Here is a 13,130-nt window from a genome sequence, read left to right as displayed (position 1 = left end):
GGCTGCCGACGCAGCAATGGACAAAATCGGTCAAATCCCGCAGGGACATGAAAATGGCTTCGATCTCGAACGGACGGACCCTTGGATATAGAACCACTATATCCGGCGGGCCCATCCGCCCGATATCTTTGCCATTTTCATGCCTCGGCCATGCAAGCGACAGGTGCTGACCCTAATCATGAGCGAACAGAAATTGCGCATCACTTTCATCGGTACCGGCGTCATGGGCGGACCGATGGCGGGCCACCTCGTCAAGGCGGGCCATCATCTCACCGTCTATAACCGCACGCGGGCGAAGGCCGATGCCTGGGCCGCGCAACATGGCGGCACCGCTGCGGCGACCCCGGCGGAGGCCGCGGAGGGCGCCGATGTCGTCCTCACCTGCGTCGGCAACGACGACGATCTCGCGCAGGTCACATTGGGCCGCGACGGCGCGTTCCGGGCGATGCGCAAGGGCGCGCTGTTCGTCGACCACACCACCGTCTCGGCACGCATCGCGCGCCAGCTTTCGGTCGAGGCCGAGGGGCTCGGACTGCTCTGCCTCGACGCCCCCGTCTCGGGCGGCGAAGCGGGCGCGCAGAACGGCACCCTCTCGATCATGTGCGGCGGAACGAAGGCCGCGTTCGATGCTGCCGAGCCGGTGATGCAGGCCTATGCCGCGCGCATGGTCCATATCGGCGGCCCCGGCGCGGGGCAGACGACAAAGATGGTCAACCAGATCGCAATCGCCGGTGTGATCGAGGGCCTGTCCGAAGCCCTCCGTTTCGCGCAGGCGTCGAAGCTCGATACCGACAAGGTGTTCGAAGCCGTCTCGGGCGGCGCGGCGGCAAGCTGGCAGATGCTCAACCGCTGGGGCACGATGGCGAAGGACGAATTCGACTTCGGCTTCGCGGTCGACTGGATGCGCAAGGATTTGGGGCTCGCGCTCGACGAAGCGCGCGTCAACGGCGCGACCTTGCCCGTCGCCAGCCTCGTCGACCAGTTCTACGCCGACGTGCAAAAGGCCGGCGGCGGCCGCAAGGACACCAGCTCGCTCGTCACGAGGCTGCCGAAATGAAGCGCCTTGCTCTTACCGCGCTGGCGCTCACCCTCGCAGCCCCTGCGCACGCCGACACGCTCGTCGACAATGTCAACGGCATCACGCTCGACAAGGACGGCAAGCTCGTCCGTTTCACCGGCCTCGTCATCGACACGCAGGGCAAGGTCAAGCAGCTGCTCGACCGCAAGGACAAGCGCCCCGAACGCCCCGATTTCAAGGAGGATGGCAAGGGCCGCACGCTGATCCCGGGCCTGATCGACGCGCACGGCCATGTCATGGGTCTGGGCTTCCAGCTCATGCTGCTCGACCTGTCGAACACCAACAGCCTTGCCGAGGCGCAGGCAGCGATCCGAAAATATGCCGCCGACAATCCCGAAATGCCGTGGATCATCGGCTCGGGCTGGAATCAGGAGAAATGGGGCCTCGGCCGTTTCCCGACCGCCGCCGATCTCGACGCCGCGGTCCCCAACCGCCCCGTCTGGCTCGAACGCGTCGACGGCCATGCCGGCTGGGCGAACAGCGCGGCGATGACCGCCGCGAAGATCACTGCCGCGAGCAAGTCGCCCGAGGGCGGCCGCATCGAGATGGAGGGCGGCAAGCCGAGCGGGGTCTTCGTCGACGCCGCGATGAGCCTGATCGAGGGTGCAAAGCCCAAGCCGCTCGCACGCGATCTCGACCGCGCGCTGTATCTCGCGCAGCAGAAATTGCTCGAACAGGGGATCACCGCGATCGCCGACATGGGCACCAGCATCGCCGACTGGCAGGCGTATCGCCGCGCCGGCGACAAGAAACAGCTCGCCGTGCGCATCCTCAGCTATGGCGGCGACATCGACAATATGGCGCTGATCGCGGGGTCCGAACCGACGCCCTGGCTCTATGACGACCGCCTGCGCATGGTCGGGGTAAAGCTCTATCTCGACGGCGCGCTGGGATCGCGCGGCGCGTGGCTGAAGGCGCCGTACAGCGACGCGCCGGGGCAGAAGGGCCTGCCGCTGCTCACCCCCGCGCAGCTCCGCAACAAGATGGTGCGCGCGTCGATGGACAAGTTCCAGGTCGCGATCCACGCGATCGGCGACGCCGCCAATGCCGAAGCGCTCGCCGCCATCGCCGACCTCACCGCCGACCTGCCCGGCGAGCGCCGCTGGCGCATCGAGCATGCACAGGTGATCGACCCGCTCGACATCCCGAAGTTCGCCGAGCTCAAGGTCATCGCCTCGATGCAGCCGATCCACCAGACGAGCGACCGCGTGATGGCCGAAGCGCGCCTCGGCCCCGACCGGCTGAAGGGCGCCTATGCCTGGCGCAGCCTCCAGAATGCCGGTGCCCGCCTGGCCTTCGGCTCCGACGTCCCGGTCGAAAGCGCAAACCCCTTCCCCGGCATCGCCGCCGCGATCTCGCGCACCGATGCGAAGGGCGAACCCTTCGGCGGCTGGCGTCCCGAGGAAGCGGTCAGCCGCGAAACAGCGCTCGACGGTTTCACGCGCACAGCCGCCTTCGCCGGCTTTGCCGAGGACCGCATCGGTACGCTGATGCCCGGGATGCGCGCCGACTTCCTGATCGTCGACGCCGACCCGCTGCTCGCGAGCCCCGACGAGATCCGCCGCATGACTCCGCTCGAAACCTGGATCGGCGGCTATCGCTATTACAAGAAGAAAGAGGGGGCGACCGTTGGCCGCTGACACGCCGACCCGTCGCGCGCTGCTCACCGGCCTCGCCGCGCTGCCGGTTGCGGCGACCGCTGCCGCCGCCGAACGCAAGGAACGCCGCCCCAAAAAGCGCAAGCCCGCCAAGCCCAAGGTCCAGCATGTCGACGTCGCGATCATCGGCGCGGGCGTGTTCGGCGCATGGACCGCGTGGCATCTGCTCCGCGCAGGCAAGTCGGTGCGCCTCTTCGACGCCTATGGCGCAGGCAACGCGCGCGCCTCGTCGGGTGGGACAAGCCGCGTCATCCGCATGGGCTATGGCGCCGACACCATCTATTCGGAGATGGCGCGCGACTCGCTCAAATATTGGAAAGACCTCTCCGACAGCGCGAGCGCGCCGATCTTCCACAACACCGGCGTCCTCTGGTTCGCGCCGCAGGGCGATGCCTACACTGCGCAATCGCTCGCGTGGCTGCAGGCGAACCGCGTCGGGCACGAACATGGCGACGTCAGCTGGCTCCAGAATAAATATCGCCAGATTCAATTCTATCAGGGCGAAACCGGCATCCTCGAAACCGAGGCGGGCGCGCTGATCGCAGCAAGGGGCGTGCAGGAGCTGATCGCCGACGCGCAGATCGAGGTCGAGCGCGTCGTCATGCCCGCGCCGCTCTTCTCGAAAAAGACGAAGCGCCACACGCTGCCCGACGGCGGCACCGCCGACCATCTCGTCTATGCGGCGGGCCCGTGGATCGCCGAACTCTTCCCGCAGCAATTGATGAACAAGATCGTCGCGACGCGGCAGGAGGTCTATCATTTCGGCGCGCCGCAGGGCGATACGCGCTTCGCCCCGCCCGAACTGCCGGTGTGGGCCGACTTCAACAACGGCCGCATCGTCTATGGCATCCCCGACCTCGAAGGCGCGGGGTTCAAGATCGCGATCGACGTCCATGGTCCGGTGGTCGATCCCGACACGATGGAACGGCAGCTGTCTCCCGCCGGCATCGCCGAGGCGCGCGCCTATATGCAGCGCCGTTTCCCCGGCCTCGCCTCCGCCCCCCTGCTCGGCGGGCGCGTCTGCCAATATGAGAATAGCTCGAACGGCGATTATCTGATCGACCGCTTTCCGGGGCAGGAGCATGTCTGGCTCGTCGGCGGCGGATCGGGCCACGGCTTCAAGAACGGCCCCGCGGTGGGGAAACGCGTCGCGGCGCATATCCTCGACGCGAACCTCGCGGTCGAACCGCGCTTCAGCTTCGCGAGCAAGGGGACGGTGGCCGCGCGGACTGTTTTCTGATCGGGGCAAGCATGAAACTCACCGACTGCCACAACATCGACGACTTCCGCGCGCTCGCGAAACGCCGCCTGCCATGGCCGGTGTTCGACTATATCGACGGCGCCGCCGACGACGAGGTCACGCGCCGCCGCAACCGCGCCGCCTTCGACGATTGCGACCTCATCCCGCGCGTCCTCGCCGGCGTCGAAAGCGTCGACATGAAAACGACGCTGTTCGGGCGCGAGATTGCGATGCCGCTCTTCCTCTCGCCGACCGCGCTCCAGCGCCTGTTCCACTGGCAGGGCGAGCGCGCCGTGCTCCGCGCCGCCGCGAACGCCGGCACCGTCGCCGGCATATCGAGCCTCGCGACAATCAGCCTCGCCGAAGCCGGCGCGCTGACCGACGGCCCCAAGCTTTTCCAGCTCTACGTCCATCACGACGAAGGGCTCAATCAGGCGATGCTCGACGCCGCACGCGACGCGAAATTCGACGCGGTCGCCCTCACCGTGGACACGATCGTCGGCGGCAACCGCGAACGCTGCCTGCGCTCGGGCTTCACCTCGCCGCCGCGCTTCACCGCATCGAACATGCTGAGCTACGCCGCCAAGCCCGGCTGGGGCCTCAACTATGTCCTTCGCGAGAAATTCAGCCTGCCGAACCTTGCGACGCATGTTTCCGAAGGATCGAGCGTCCCCAGATCGGTCGCCGAATATTTCACCTCGATGCTCGACCAGAGCCTCGACTGGAAGCGTGCCGAGGCGATCCGCAAGAAATGGGACGGCCCCTTCTGCCTCAAGGGTATCGTCGCGGTCGAGGATGCGAAGCGCGCCGCCGACATCGGCGCGACCGCGATCATGGTGTCGAACCACGGCGGGCGCCAGCTCGACGGCAGCATTTCACCGTTCGACGCGCTCGCCGACATCGTCGATGCGGTCGGCGACAAGCTGGAAGTCATCTGCGACGGCGGCATCACGCGCGGCACGCATGTGCTCAAAGCCTTGTCGGTCGGCGCGAAAGCCTGTTCGGGCGGCCGCCTCTATCTCTATTCGCTCGCCGCGGCGGGCGAGGATGGCGTCGCGCGCGCGATCGCCCTGCTCCGCGCCGAAATGGAGCGCGGCATGAAATTAATGGGGGCCAAAACCCTCACGGATCTCGGCCCCCACAATCTGCGCTGGCGGTAAAAGGATCCTCCCTGCGGCGAAGCCGTGGGGAGGGGGACCACCGAAGGTGGTGGAGGGGCCGCGCAACCTTGCAGCCCCTCCGTCAGCCCTGCGGGCTGCCACCTCCCCATCGCTTCGCGACAGGGAGGATTACCGGCTTACGCCGCCGCAACCTCCTCTTTCTTGCCGAGCCCGCCCCAGTCGATGTTGCGCGTCATGTACATCACCCCGGCAAGGGCGAAGAACATCAGCACCGACCCGATCAGCAGCGCATAGGCTTCGAGGTTGAGCAGCGTGTAGAGCAGGGCATAAAGCCCGATCAGCATCGCTGCGAGGAAGCGTGCGCGCTTCCAGCTCTTCAGCACCGCCGCGCTGTAGAAGGTGAGCAGCCCGATGATGGCCGCCGACGCGACCATATAGGCGGGCATGAACCCGATCACTTCCGCGAACGCGAGCAGCAGCACGAAGAACAGCACCAGCGCGATGCCCGTCAGCAGATATTCGGCCGGTGCCACCCGCGCGCCCGCGATGATGTCGAACATCAGAAAGGCGACGAAAGTGAAACCGATGAACAGGAAGCCATATTTGATGCTGCGATCGACCTGGCTGTAGAGGTCGACGGGCTCGATCAGGCTGATCGCGACCGCCTTCGCGGTGCCGCCCGAGGCTTCGCTGCCGCCGCCGCTGTTGCTCGTTACCTCGACCGGCGCCTCCATATAGGCGTCGCGCGGACCGTAATTGGTCGTGACCGGCGGCGACAGATCGCCGGTCAGCACCTGCGCCTGTCCGAGTGCCAGGTTCGGAACCGCATAGGTCGCGGTAAAACCGCTGCTCTTCACCTCGCGCTTGGCGGGCAGGAAATCGCCGCCGAAGCTCGGATTGGGCCAGCTCGACTTCACCGTCCAGCGCGTATCGACGCCGCGCGGGATCAGCTTGAAATCGCCGAGCCCGCGTACGCCGATCTTGTAATCGACCTTCATCGGCGCCGCAGCGCTCCAGTCGACGAACGCGAAGGTGCCCGAATTGCCGGTCGAGAGCAGCCCCTTGCCCGGCTGGAGCGCGAGCGGGGTGCCATCGACGGTCAGGCTGTTGCCGTCGACCAGCCCGCGCGCATCGCTGATGCCCAGCCGCACTTCGGCGCGGTCGAGCATCAACGCCTCGCGGCTCACACCGTAACGCGCGATATCGGCGGGCAGCACGAACTCGGCGCTCCCCGCGATCTGGCTTTCATAGACGACGGTTTCGTAGATCGCCTTCTTGCGCTTCTCGGGCTTGATGACGACGTCGGCCTTGTTCGTCTGCGGCGAGAGATAGAGGTTGCGGATCGTGTTCACCGTCCGCGTCACATCCTTGCCATTCTCCTGCACCGTCGTCGTTTCGGTCGCGCGATAGGGGATGACGATCACCGGCCCGGCGATCGTCTGCTGCCCACCCCAGCCCTGTCCGATCGAGGCTTGCGCGGTTTCGGCCTGCTGCTGGCGATCCCAGAGCAGGCCGTAAATCATCAAAAGGGGAACCATCAGTGCGACTGCGATCAGCACCGCGACGACCAGCTTGACGCCGGGACTTCGCTCGCTTCGTGCAGGCGGCACGGGGGGAAGGGAAACACTCTGAGTCATGGGGGATCAAACTCCGCTGCTTCAACTCATCGATGAAATTGCACGGTTCACCGTCGTGGTCAACCCGGTTGCGACGGGTTGCGGCTGTGATCGCCGATACTTGCCATCAACGGCCGGACTGCTATCGCGAAGGGCATATCTGGCGACACGGCCGGGGGATGCGGGATTGCAGAGACTATGACGGCCAACGCGACCGATGCGGCGTCGGAACGCCCTTATGATATTTTCATCAGCTACAGCCGCGCGGACGCGGCGAAGGCGCTGCAACTGAGGGACCTGCTGGCCGCCCGCGGGCATCACGTCTTTTTCGACGCCGAAGGGATCGACGCAGGCGCCGAATTTCCCGACGTCATCGACCGCGCGGTGAAGGGCGCAAAGGTTGTGCTCGGTTGCTGGACGCCCGCCGCGATCCAGCGCCGATGGGTGCGCATCGAAAGCCGGATCGGCCTCGACCGCGGCTCGCTCGTCGCGATCGGGCTCGAACGGATGGAGCCCGAAAAGCTTCCGGCCGAATTCTACAACGTCAACGTTCTCGACCTGTCGTCCTTCGACGGCAAGGAAACGCACCCTGCATGGCAGCGCGTGCTCGCCGCGATCGACCGGCGCGTGACGCGTGGCGCAGCCGGCGAACTGCCCGCGGGTGAAGAGGTGCGCACGCCGGCACCGCCGCGCCGCCGCCGGTCACCGCTCGCGCTCGGCGGTGCGGCCGCGCTGGCGATCGCCGCGCTCGCCGGCGGCGGCTGGTATTATGCAAATCATGCGGCCTTCGACGAAGCTGCGGTCGAAACCAGCCTCGACACGACGTTGAAGGCGGCCGAACCCGTCATCGCCAACGCGGTGACCAGCGCGCTCGGCGACAGCGAAGCTGCAACCAACGGCAAGATCTTCTGGGGGCTCGTCCAGCTCGTCGCCGTCGACAAGACAATCGACCAGACCGAACTGGCGCGCTTCGATGCCGCCACGGGCCGGTTCATGGGCAGCGGCTGCCACTGCGTCGCCGTCGAAGGCGCGCCCTTCACCGTCGTGTCGATCTGGACGGTCAAGGCCTATGCTGCCGCCAACCGGCCGCCCCCGACACCCGTCGTCGATGCGTTGCTCGGCGCACAGAATCGCGAGGGCTGGTGGTCGAGCGCGATGGACGCCGCCGACCGGCCCGACAATGCCGCAACCTATGTTACCGCCTTCGCGGTCATCGCGCTGCGCGAGGCGGACCCGGCGCTGAAAGGCGACCCGGCGTTGCAGGCCAGGGCGCGTGCCGCACGCGGCCGCGCGGTCGAATGGCTGAAGCGGCGGCGGCCGAAGGCCGGCGTCAACTGGGCCGACTATCCCGACAACAGCCTGCGGACCGAAGCATCGTCGATCTCGGCGATGGCGACGCTCGCGCTGCTGCCCGAGGTAGGAGATGCCGAAGCGAAAGCGATCGCGGCCGATTTCGTCGCCGGGATCGACAAGCTGTCACCGATCGAAACGAATTTTTCGACCGACATCATGGTCACCCGCGCCGACGGCGAAACCTATGTCGACACCTATCGCCACGTCCCCGCGGGCTGGCAGGTGCACGCGCTCGCCAAAGCCTATCCGCTGCTTTCGGGCGACGCCGCGGCAAAGGCCGAGCGGCTGCTCGACGAGGCGCGGACGATCAGCCTCTCCGACCCGCAACTCGCGCGGCAGGACTGGATGCTCGCCGAACAATATATGGGATTGCGCGGCGCCCGCGATGCCCTTGCGGCGCCGAAAAAACCATAGGGTCCTGACCCTAGGATCGCCGACCGGCGATGAAGGGGGCGGCCTCCCCCGAAGCCGCCCCCTGCCCGGCGTCAGAATGCTGCGCCGAGCGAAAAGACGACCGCGCCGTCGGCCCCCACCGATTCCTTGTAGCCGCCGAACTTCGGCGCATCGGTGTTGACATAGGCGACCCCCAGCGTGAGCACCTTCCAGGTGAAATCGACGCCGACCGAATAGTCGACCACTTCGCCGTCGAGGCCGCCGAGGAAGCTGTCGCTCTTGGCATAGCCAAGATGCGCCTTCAGCTTCACCGGCGTGTCGGGAATCTGCACGCCCACATCGCTGTAGAGATAGACGGCGCTCGCATCGCCGAGCGAATCCTGCCCGCCCGGCGCCCAGGCGATGCCGCCCTTGACCGTCGCCGGGCCGATCGCGCCGGTCAACGAGGCATAGGGTTCGATGACCGAGGTGTTGGAAACGCCGGGATAGAGATAGAGCGTCGCGCCGACGTCGGCGGTCAGGCCGGGTGAGACTTCCTTCGCGAAACCGGCAAAGACGTCGATCTCGGTGCCGTTGTTGAACCCGATGCTCGACCCCCAGGTGCCGACATAAAGGCCGCTGTCATGCCCGATGGTGAAGCCGCCCTGGATCGCGGCCTCTTCGTTCGACTGGCTGAAGCCGCGGAAACGATAATCGCTGACGACGGTGGCGCTGCCGGTGATCGTGATGCCGTCACCCGATTCTTCTTCCTGGGCGTAGGCAGTGGCGGGAAACGCCGAAACGGCAATGAGCATGCCCAGGCATGCACGGGAAAGATTTTTCATGGACAGATCCCTGTATCAAGATTGATGGATCGTCCCTGCCTGCCGCTCGACTGCCAGCCTCTTTTCGGGCCGGTCCGGTCTTGCGTGACACTTTTGTTGACCAGATTGCTGCGCTGCACAAACAAAAATTCGGCGCGCGCGCATTTTCGCGAATCTTCCTTATGCGATGCGACTTTTTTGCAACATTCCGGTGCCGGAAATCGGCACGAAAAAGGGGACGGCCTCCCCCGAAGCCGCCCCCTTCGCGCGTGGTCGCTGACCCGTCAGGCGATCAGAAAGAAACGCCCAGCGTAAAGACCACGGTTGGATCGTAAAGCGTGTCGACGGCCTTGACGCCCGTCTTCTTGATGTCGGTGTCGATATATTGGACCGACAGCGTCGCGGGACCGACGACATAGGAAGCGCCGAGCGACCAGTCGACATAATTGCCGTCGGGCGCGGTCAGCGCGAGCGAGCCGTCGGCATAACCGACGCCGGCGCTCAGCGTGATCGGCGTGTTCGGGACGCCGAAGCCGAGGCCGAGGTTGAGATACCAGCTGTCGTCGCCCAGCGATTTCTGGTCCCAGGCATAAGCGACGGTGCCCGTCGCCGACAGCGGGCCGATATCGTGCGACAATTTGCCGATCGCCTCGAAATAGTCGGTCGGCGCCCCGCCATCGTCGCTGCCCGGATAGGTGTACCAGGTAACGCCGACGTCGATCGACGTGCCCGGCGCGATCTCGGTCGCATAGCCGCCATAAAGGTCGAGTTCGAACTTGCCATAGGCAGGGCTGTCGGGAAGCGAAGATCCCCAGGTCCCGACATAAAAACCGCTGTCGTGGCTCAGCGTCAGCGTCGGCTGCACCGCGACCTTCTCGTTCGACAGCGAAATGCCGCGGAAACGATAGTCGGAGGTGACCGAAATGCCGCCCGAAAGCGAGAGCGGGCCGCTGGCTTCTTCCGTTTCCGCCGCTTCGTCCTGCGCGAAAGCCGGCGTCGACATCGCCGACGCGCCGAGCAGCATGCCGAAACACAGCTTGCCAAAAAACTTCATGGGTGATCCCCCTCAAAAAACGGATCGTCCCGCCTGCTGCGCGTGTCCATGCCTCTATATCCGGGCCTGTGACGACGAACCGGGGCAAAGTTGCGCATTCGGGGCGGACTCACAAATAAAAATTGCTCGAAAATTGCCGATCTGTGTCAAACTGTGTCTTTCACGCAACAAGTGCCGCGCCACGCGCTTCGCTTTGCCAAGCCGCGCACGGGCGGCTAAAGAGCTGCCGATACCATCTTTTGCCCGAGCCCCATCTATGAGCGACCATAATCCCGGCCTGCGCCCCTGGCGCGACATCGCACGGCGTGAATGCCGCCAGATCATGGTCGGCAATGTCCCCGTCGGCGGCGGCGCGCCGATCAGCGTCCAGACGATGACCAACACGCTGACCAGCGATCCGGTCGCGACGATCGACCAGATCCGCCGCTGCGAAGAGGCCGGCGCCGACCTGATCCGCGTCTCGTGTCCCGACACCGATTCGACGGCCGCGCTCGGCAAGATCGTCCGCGCGTCGCGCATCCCGATCATCGCCGATATCCATTTCCACTATAAGCGCGCTTTGGAAGCCGCCGACGCCGGCGCCGCATGCCTGCGCATCAACCCCGGCAACATCGGCAGCAGCGAACGCGTCGGCGAGGTTGTCCGCGCCGCCAAGGCGAACGGCTGCGCGATCCGCATCGGGGTCAACGCGGGCAGCCTCGAAAAGGACCTGCTCGAAAAATATGGCGAGCCCTGCCCCGAGGCGCTTGTCGAAAGCGCGCTCGACCATATCAAGCTGCTGCAGGACCACGATTTCCACGAATATAAGGTCGCGGTAAAGGCGAGCGACGTCTTCCTTGCGGTCGCCGCCTATGCGCAGCTCGCCGACGCGGTCGACTGCCCGCTCCACCTCGGCATTACCGAAGCCGGCGGGCTGATCGGCGGCACCGTCAAATCGGCGCTCGGCATCGGCAATCTCCTTTGGGCGGGCATCGGCGACACGATCCGCGTCAGCCTTTCCGCCGAACCCGAAGAAGAGATCCGCGTCGGTTACGAGATACTGAAATCGCTCGGCCTCCGCACCCGCGGCGTCCGCGTCGTCTCCTGCCCCAGCTGCGCGCGGCAGGGCTTCGACGTCATCCGCACCGTGCAGGCGCTCGAAGAAGCGCTCAGCCACATCAAGACCCCGATGTCGCTCTCGGTATTGGGCTGCGTCGTCAACGGTCCCGGCGAAGCGCGCGAAACCGACATCGGCATCACCGGCGGCGGCAACGGCAAGCATATGGTCTTCCTGTCGGGCGTCACCGACCATCATGTCGAGGATGCCGACATGATCCAGCACATCGTCAAGCTCGTCGAAGCCAAGGCGGCCGAGATCGACGCGGGCAGCGCGGTGAGCATGGACACGCTCCACGGCAAGGCGGCCTAGCCTTTGCGGCGGGGGGCCTCGGCGCTGCTGATCGCGCTCGCGGCGAGTGCCCCGGCCGCCGCACAGACACCCGACAGCCTCGCCCAAGCGACCGGCGGCCTGTGGACGCTGCAATCCGACCGCGAATTCGCACCCGAAGACAAACGCTGGCGCTACGAAGCGCCAAAGCCGCGTGCCGGCTTTTCCGCGCAGGGCGCGGCGGGCGACCTTATCGTTGCCCCGGGCCTCGACTATGAAGCGCTGTCCGGCGCCTGCTTCAGGTCAGGCCGCGGCCTGCTCGACGACGGCAGCAACCCGGCGCAGCATTTCTGGTATTTCCAGTCGGGCGACGAAGGGCTGCTCCTCGTGCGTACCCGCACGCTCGTCGCGGTCGAGGATTGCAAGCCGCGCTTTCGCCACGACATGACGGTACAGCGGCTGACGTTCGGCAAACAGGGCTATCAGCTTTTCACGCGCCAGCCCGGCGGCGGCTACTCGGTGCAGAGCCGCCTCTTTTCCGAAGACTGGCATAGCGAGCGCAAGGATATTGTGATGGGCAGCGGCTACCCGCTCGCGACCTATTTCGCGCTGCGCAAACAGCACCTCTCCGACAGCAATGTCGGGGCCGCGCTCGGCAAGCTCAGGACGCACTGCGTCGCGTACAGCAGCCCGCCCGACGCGGGCGGACAGCAATGCTGGATCGGCTCGCGCGGGCCGTCGCAGGGCCTGATCACCTACGACATGAGCCTCTTCGCGGGCAGCCCGATGGTGGCGCACAAGCTCGACAAGGTCGAAAACGGCGCGATTGACGGCCGCCTGTTCGAATGGGATCGCGACATTCGCCCGGCAGCGGCCGATTGACAGCCGCCCCGCCGCCCGACACAGCGCGGACATGACCCTCTCGATCCGCCCCGCCACGCCCGCCGACCTGCCGCTGATCGCGCAGTTCATCCGCGACCTCGCCGACTATGAAAAGCTCGCGCACGAAGTCCGTTTCGACGAGGCGAAGCTCGGCGCCAACCTCTTCGGCCCGCGCCCCTATGCGGAAGTTCTGATCGGCGAGATCGATGGCGTCGCGCAGGGCTTCGCGCTCTTCTTCCACAATTTCTCGACCTTCGAGGGGCGCCCCGGCATCTATCTCGAGGATCTGTTCGTCCGGCCCGAAGCGCGCGGATCGGGGCTCGGCAAGGCGCTACTTGCGCATCTCGCGAAGCTCTGCGTCGAACGCGACTGCGCCCGCCTCGAATGGTGGGTACTCGACTGGAACACCCCGTCGATCGGCTTTTACCAGAGCCTCGGCGCGAAGCTGATGGACGAATGGACCGTGATGCGCGTCGACGGCGACGCGTTGACGGCGCTGGCAGGTTCATAAACTTCGTCACCCCGGACTTGATCCGGGGTCCAAACTCGCGCCGTCGAATGGATAC

11 protein-coding genes are annotated in these 13,130 nt (G+C 65.9%); 8 read left to right on the top strand and 3 right to left on the bottom strand.

Features of this window, described 5'->3' with window-relative positions:
• The first annotated feature begins 178 nt into the window (after positions 1 to 178).
• From VGU00_RS11310 to VGU00_RS11295, 4 genes are read left to right on the top strand one after another with little or no spacing between them, the layout of a single operon-like run.
• Positions 179 to 1,057, top strand: a complete 879-nt coding sequence (locus tag VGU00_RS11310) for an NAD(P)-dependent oxidoreductase (RefSeq protein ID WP_327469808.1) — start codon at positions 179 to 181, stop codon at positions 1,055 to 1,057.
• A complete protein-coding gene (locus tag VGU00_RS11305; protein ID WP_327468526.1) occupies positions 1,054 to 2,718 on the top strand; it encodes an amidohydrolase in 1,665 nt (554 codons plus the stop codon). Before VGU00_RS11310 ends, VGU00_RS11305 begins: the two co-directional genes overlap by 4 nt.
• A complete protein-coding gene (locus VGU00_RS11300; RefSeq protein ID WP_327468524.1) occupies positions 2,708 to 3,976 on the top strand; it encodes an FAD-dependent oxidoreductase in 1,269 nt (422 codons plus the stop codon). Before VGU00_RS11305 ends, VGU00_RS11300 begins: the two co-directional genes overlap by 11 nt.
• Before the next feature lie 11 nt (positions 3,977 to 3,987).
• Positions 3,988 to 5,136, top strand: coding sequence for an alpha-hydroxy acid oxidase (locus VGU00_RS11295; RefSeq protein ID WP_327468522.1), 1,149 nt, complete (start codon positions 3,988 to 3,990; stop codon positions 5,134 to 5,136).
• A gap of 137 nt (positions 5,137 to 5,273) precedes the next feature.
• Here VGU00_RS11295 and creD read toward each other — a convergent pair whose 3' ends face one another.
• On the bottom strand, positions 5,274 to 6,707 hold the full coding sequence (gene creD, locus VGU00_RS11290; protein WP_327468520.1) for a cell envelope integrity protein CreD: 1,434 nt from the start codon (positions 6,705 to 6,707) through the stop codon (positions 5,274 to 5,276).
• Positions 6,708 to 6,911: 204 nt separating this feature from the next.
• Here creD and VGU00_RS11285 point away from each other — a divergent pair, with 204 nt between their 5' ends.
• Positions 6,912 to 8,480, top strand: a complete 1,569-nt coding sequence (locus VGU00_RS11285) for a toll/interleukin-1 receptor domain-containing protein (protein WP_327468518.1) — start codon at positions 6,912 to 6,914, stop codon at positions 8,478 to 8,480.
• 71 nt (positions 8,481 to 8,551) lie between these two features.
• On the opposite strand, the gene VGU00_RS11280 is transcribed toward VGU00_RS11285, so the two are convergent.
• Both VGU00_RS11280 and VGU00_RS11275 read right to left on the bottom strand, forming a co-directional pair.
• Positions 8,552 to 9,253: a TorF family putative porin gene (locus tag VGU00_RS11280; RefSeq protein ID WP_327468516.1), complete on the bottom strand. Its 702-nt coding sequence runs from the start codon at positions 9,251 to 9,253 to the stop codon at positions 8,552 to 8,554.
• Positions 9,254 to 9,554: 301 nt separating this feature from the next.
• Positions 9,555 to 10,316, bottom strand: coding sequence for a TorF family putative porin (locus VGU00_RS11275; protein ID WP_327468514.1), 762 nt, complete (start codon positions 10,314 to 10,316; stop codon positions 9,555 to 9,557).
• A 256-nt stretch (positions 10,317 to 10,572) separates the two neighbouring features.
• Between VGU00_RS11275 and ispG the strand changes: the two genes are divergently transcribed.
• Genes ispG through VGU00_RS11260 form a run of 3 tightly spaced genes read left to right on the top strand, consistent with a single transcriptional unit; the run spans position 10,573 to position 13,075 of the window.
• On the top strand, positions 10,573 to 11,724 hold the full coding sequence (gene ispG / locus VGU00_RS11270) for a flavodoxin-dependent (E)-4-hydroxy-3-methylbut-2-enyl-diphosphate synthase (RefSeq protein WP_327468512.1): 1,152 nt from the start codon (positions 10,573 to 10,575) through the stop codon (positions 11,722 to 11,724).
• 3 nt (positions 11,725 to 11,727) lie between these two features.
• Complete coding sequence (locus tag VGU00_RS11265; RefSeq protein ID WP_327468510.1) at positions 11,728 to 12,564, top strand: hypothetical protein; 837 nt, start codon at positions 11,728 to 11,730, stop codon at positions 12,562 to 12,564.
• A gap of 31 nt (positions 12,565 to 12,595) precedes the next feature.
• Complete coding sequence (locus tag VGU00_RS11260) at positions 12,596 to 13,075, top strand: GNAT family N-acetyltransferase (RefSeq protein ID WP_327468508.1); 480 nt, start codon at positions 12,596 to 12,598, stop codon at positions 13,073 to 13,075.
• The last annotated feature ends 55 nt before the right edge of the window (positions 13,076 to 13,130 follow it).

The organism is Sphingopyxis sp. (genome assembly GCF_035944815.1).
In the GTDB taxonomy this organism is placed as follows: Bacteria; Pseudomonadota; Alphaproteobacteria; order Sphingomonadales; family Sphingomonadaceae; genus Sphingopyxis.
This window is presented reverse-complemented; position numbering and strand designations above follow the sequence as displayed.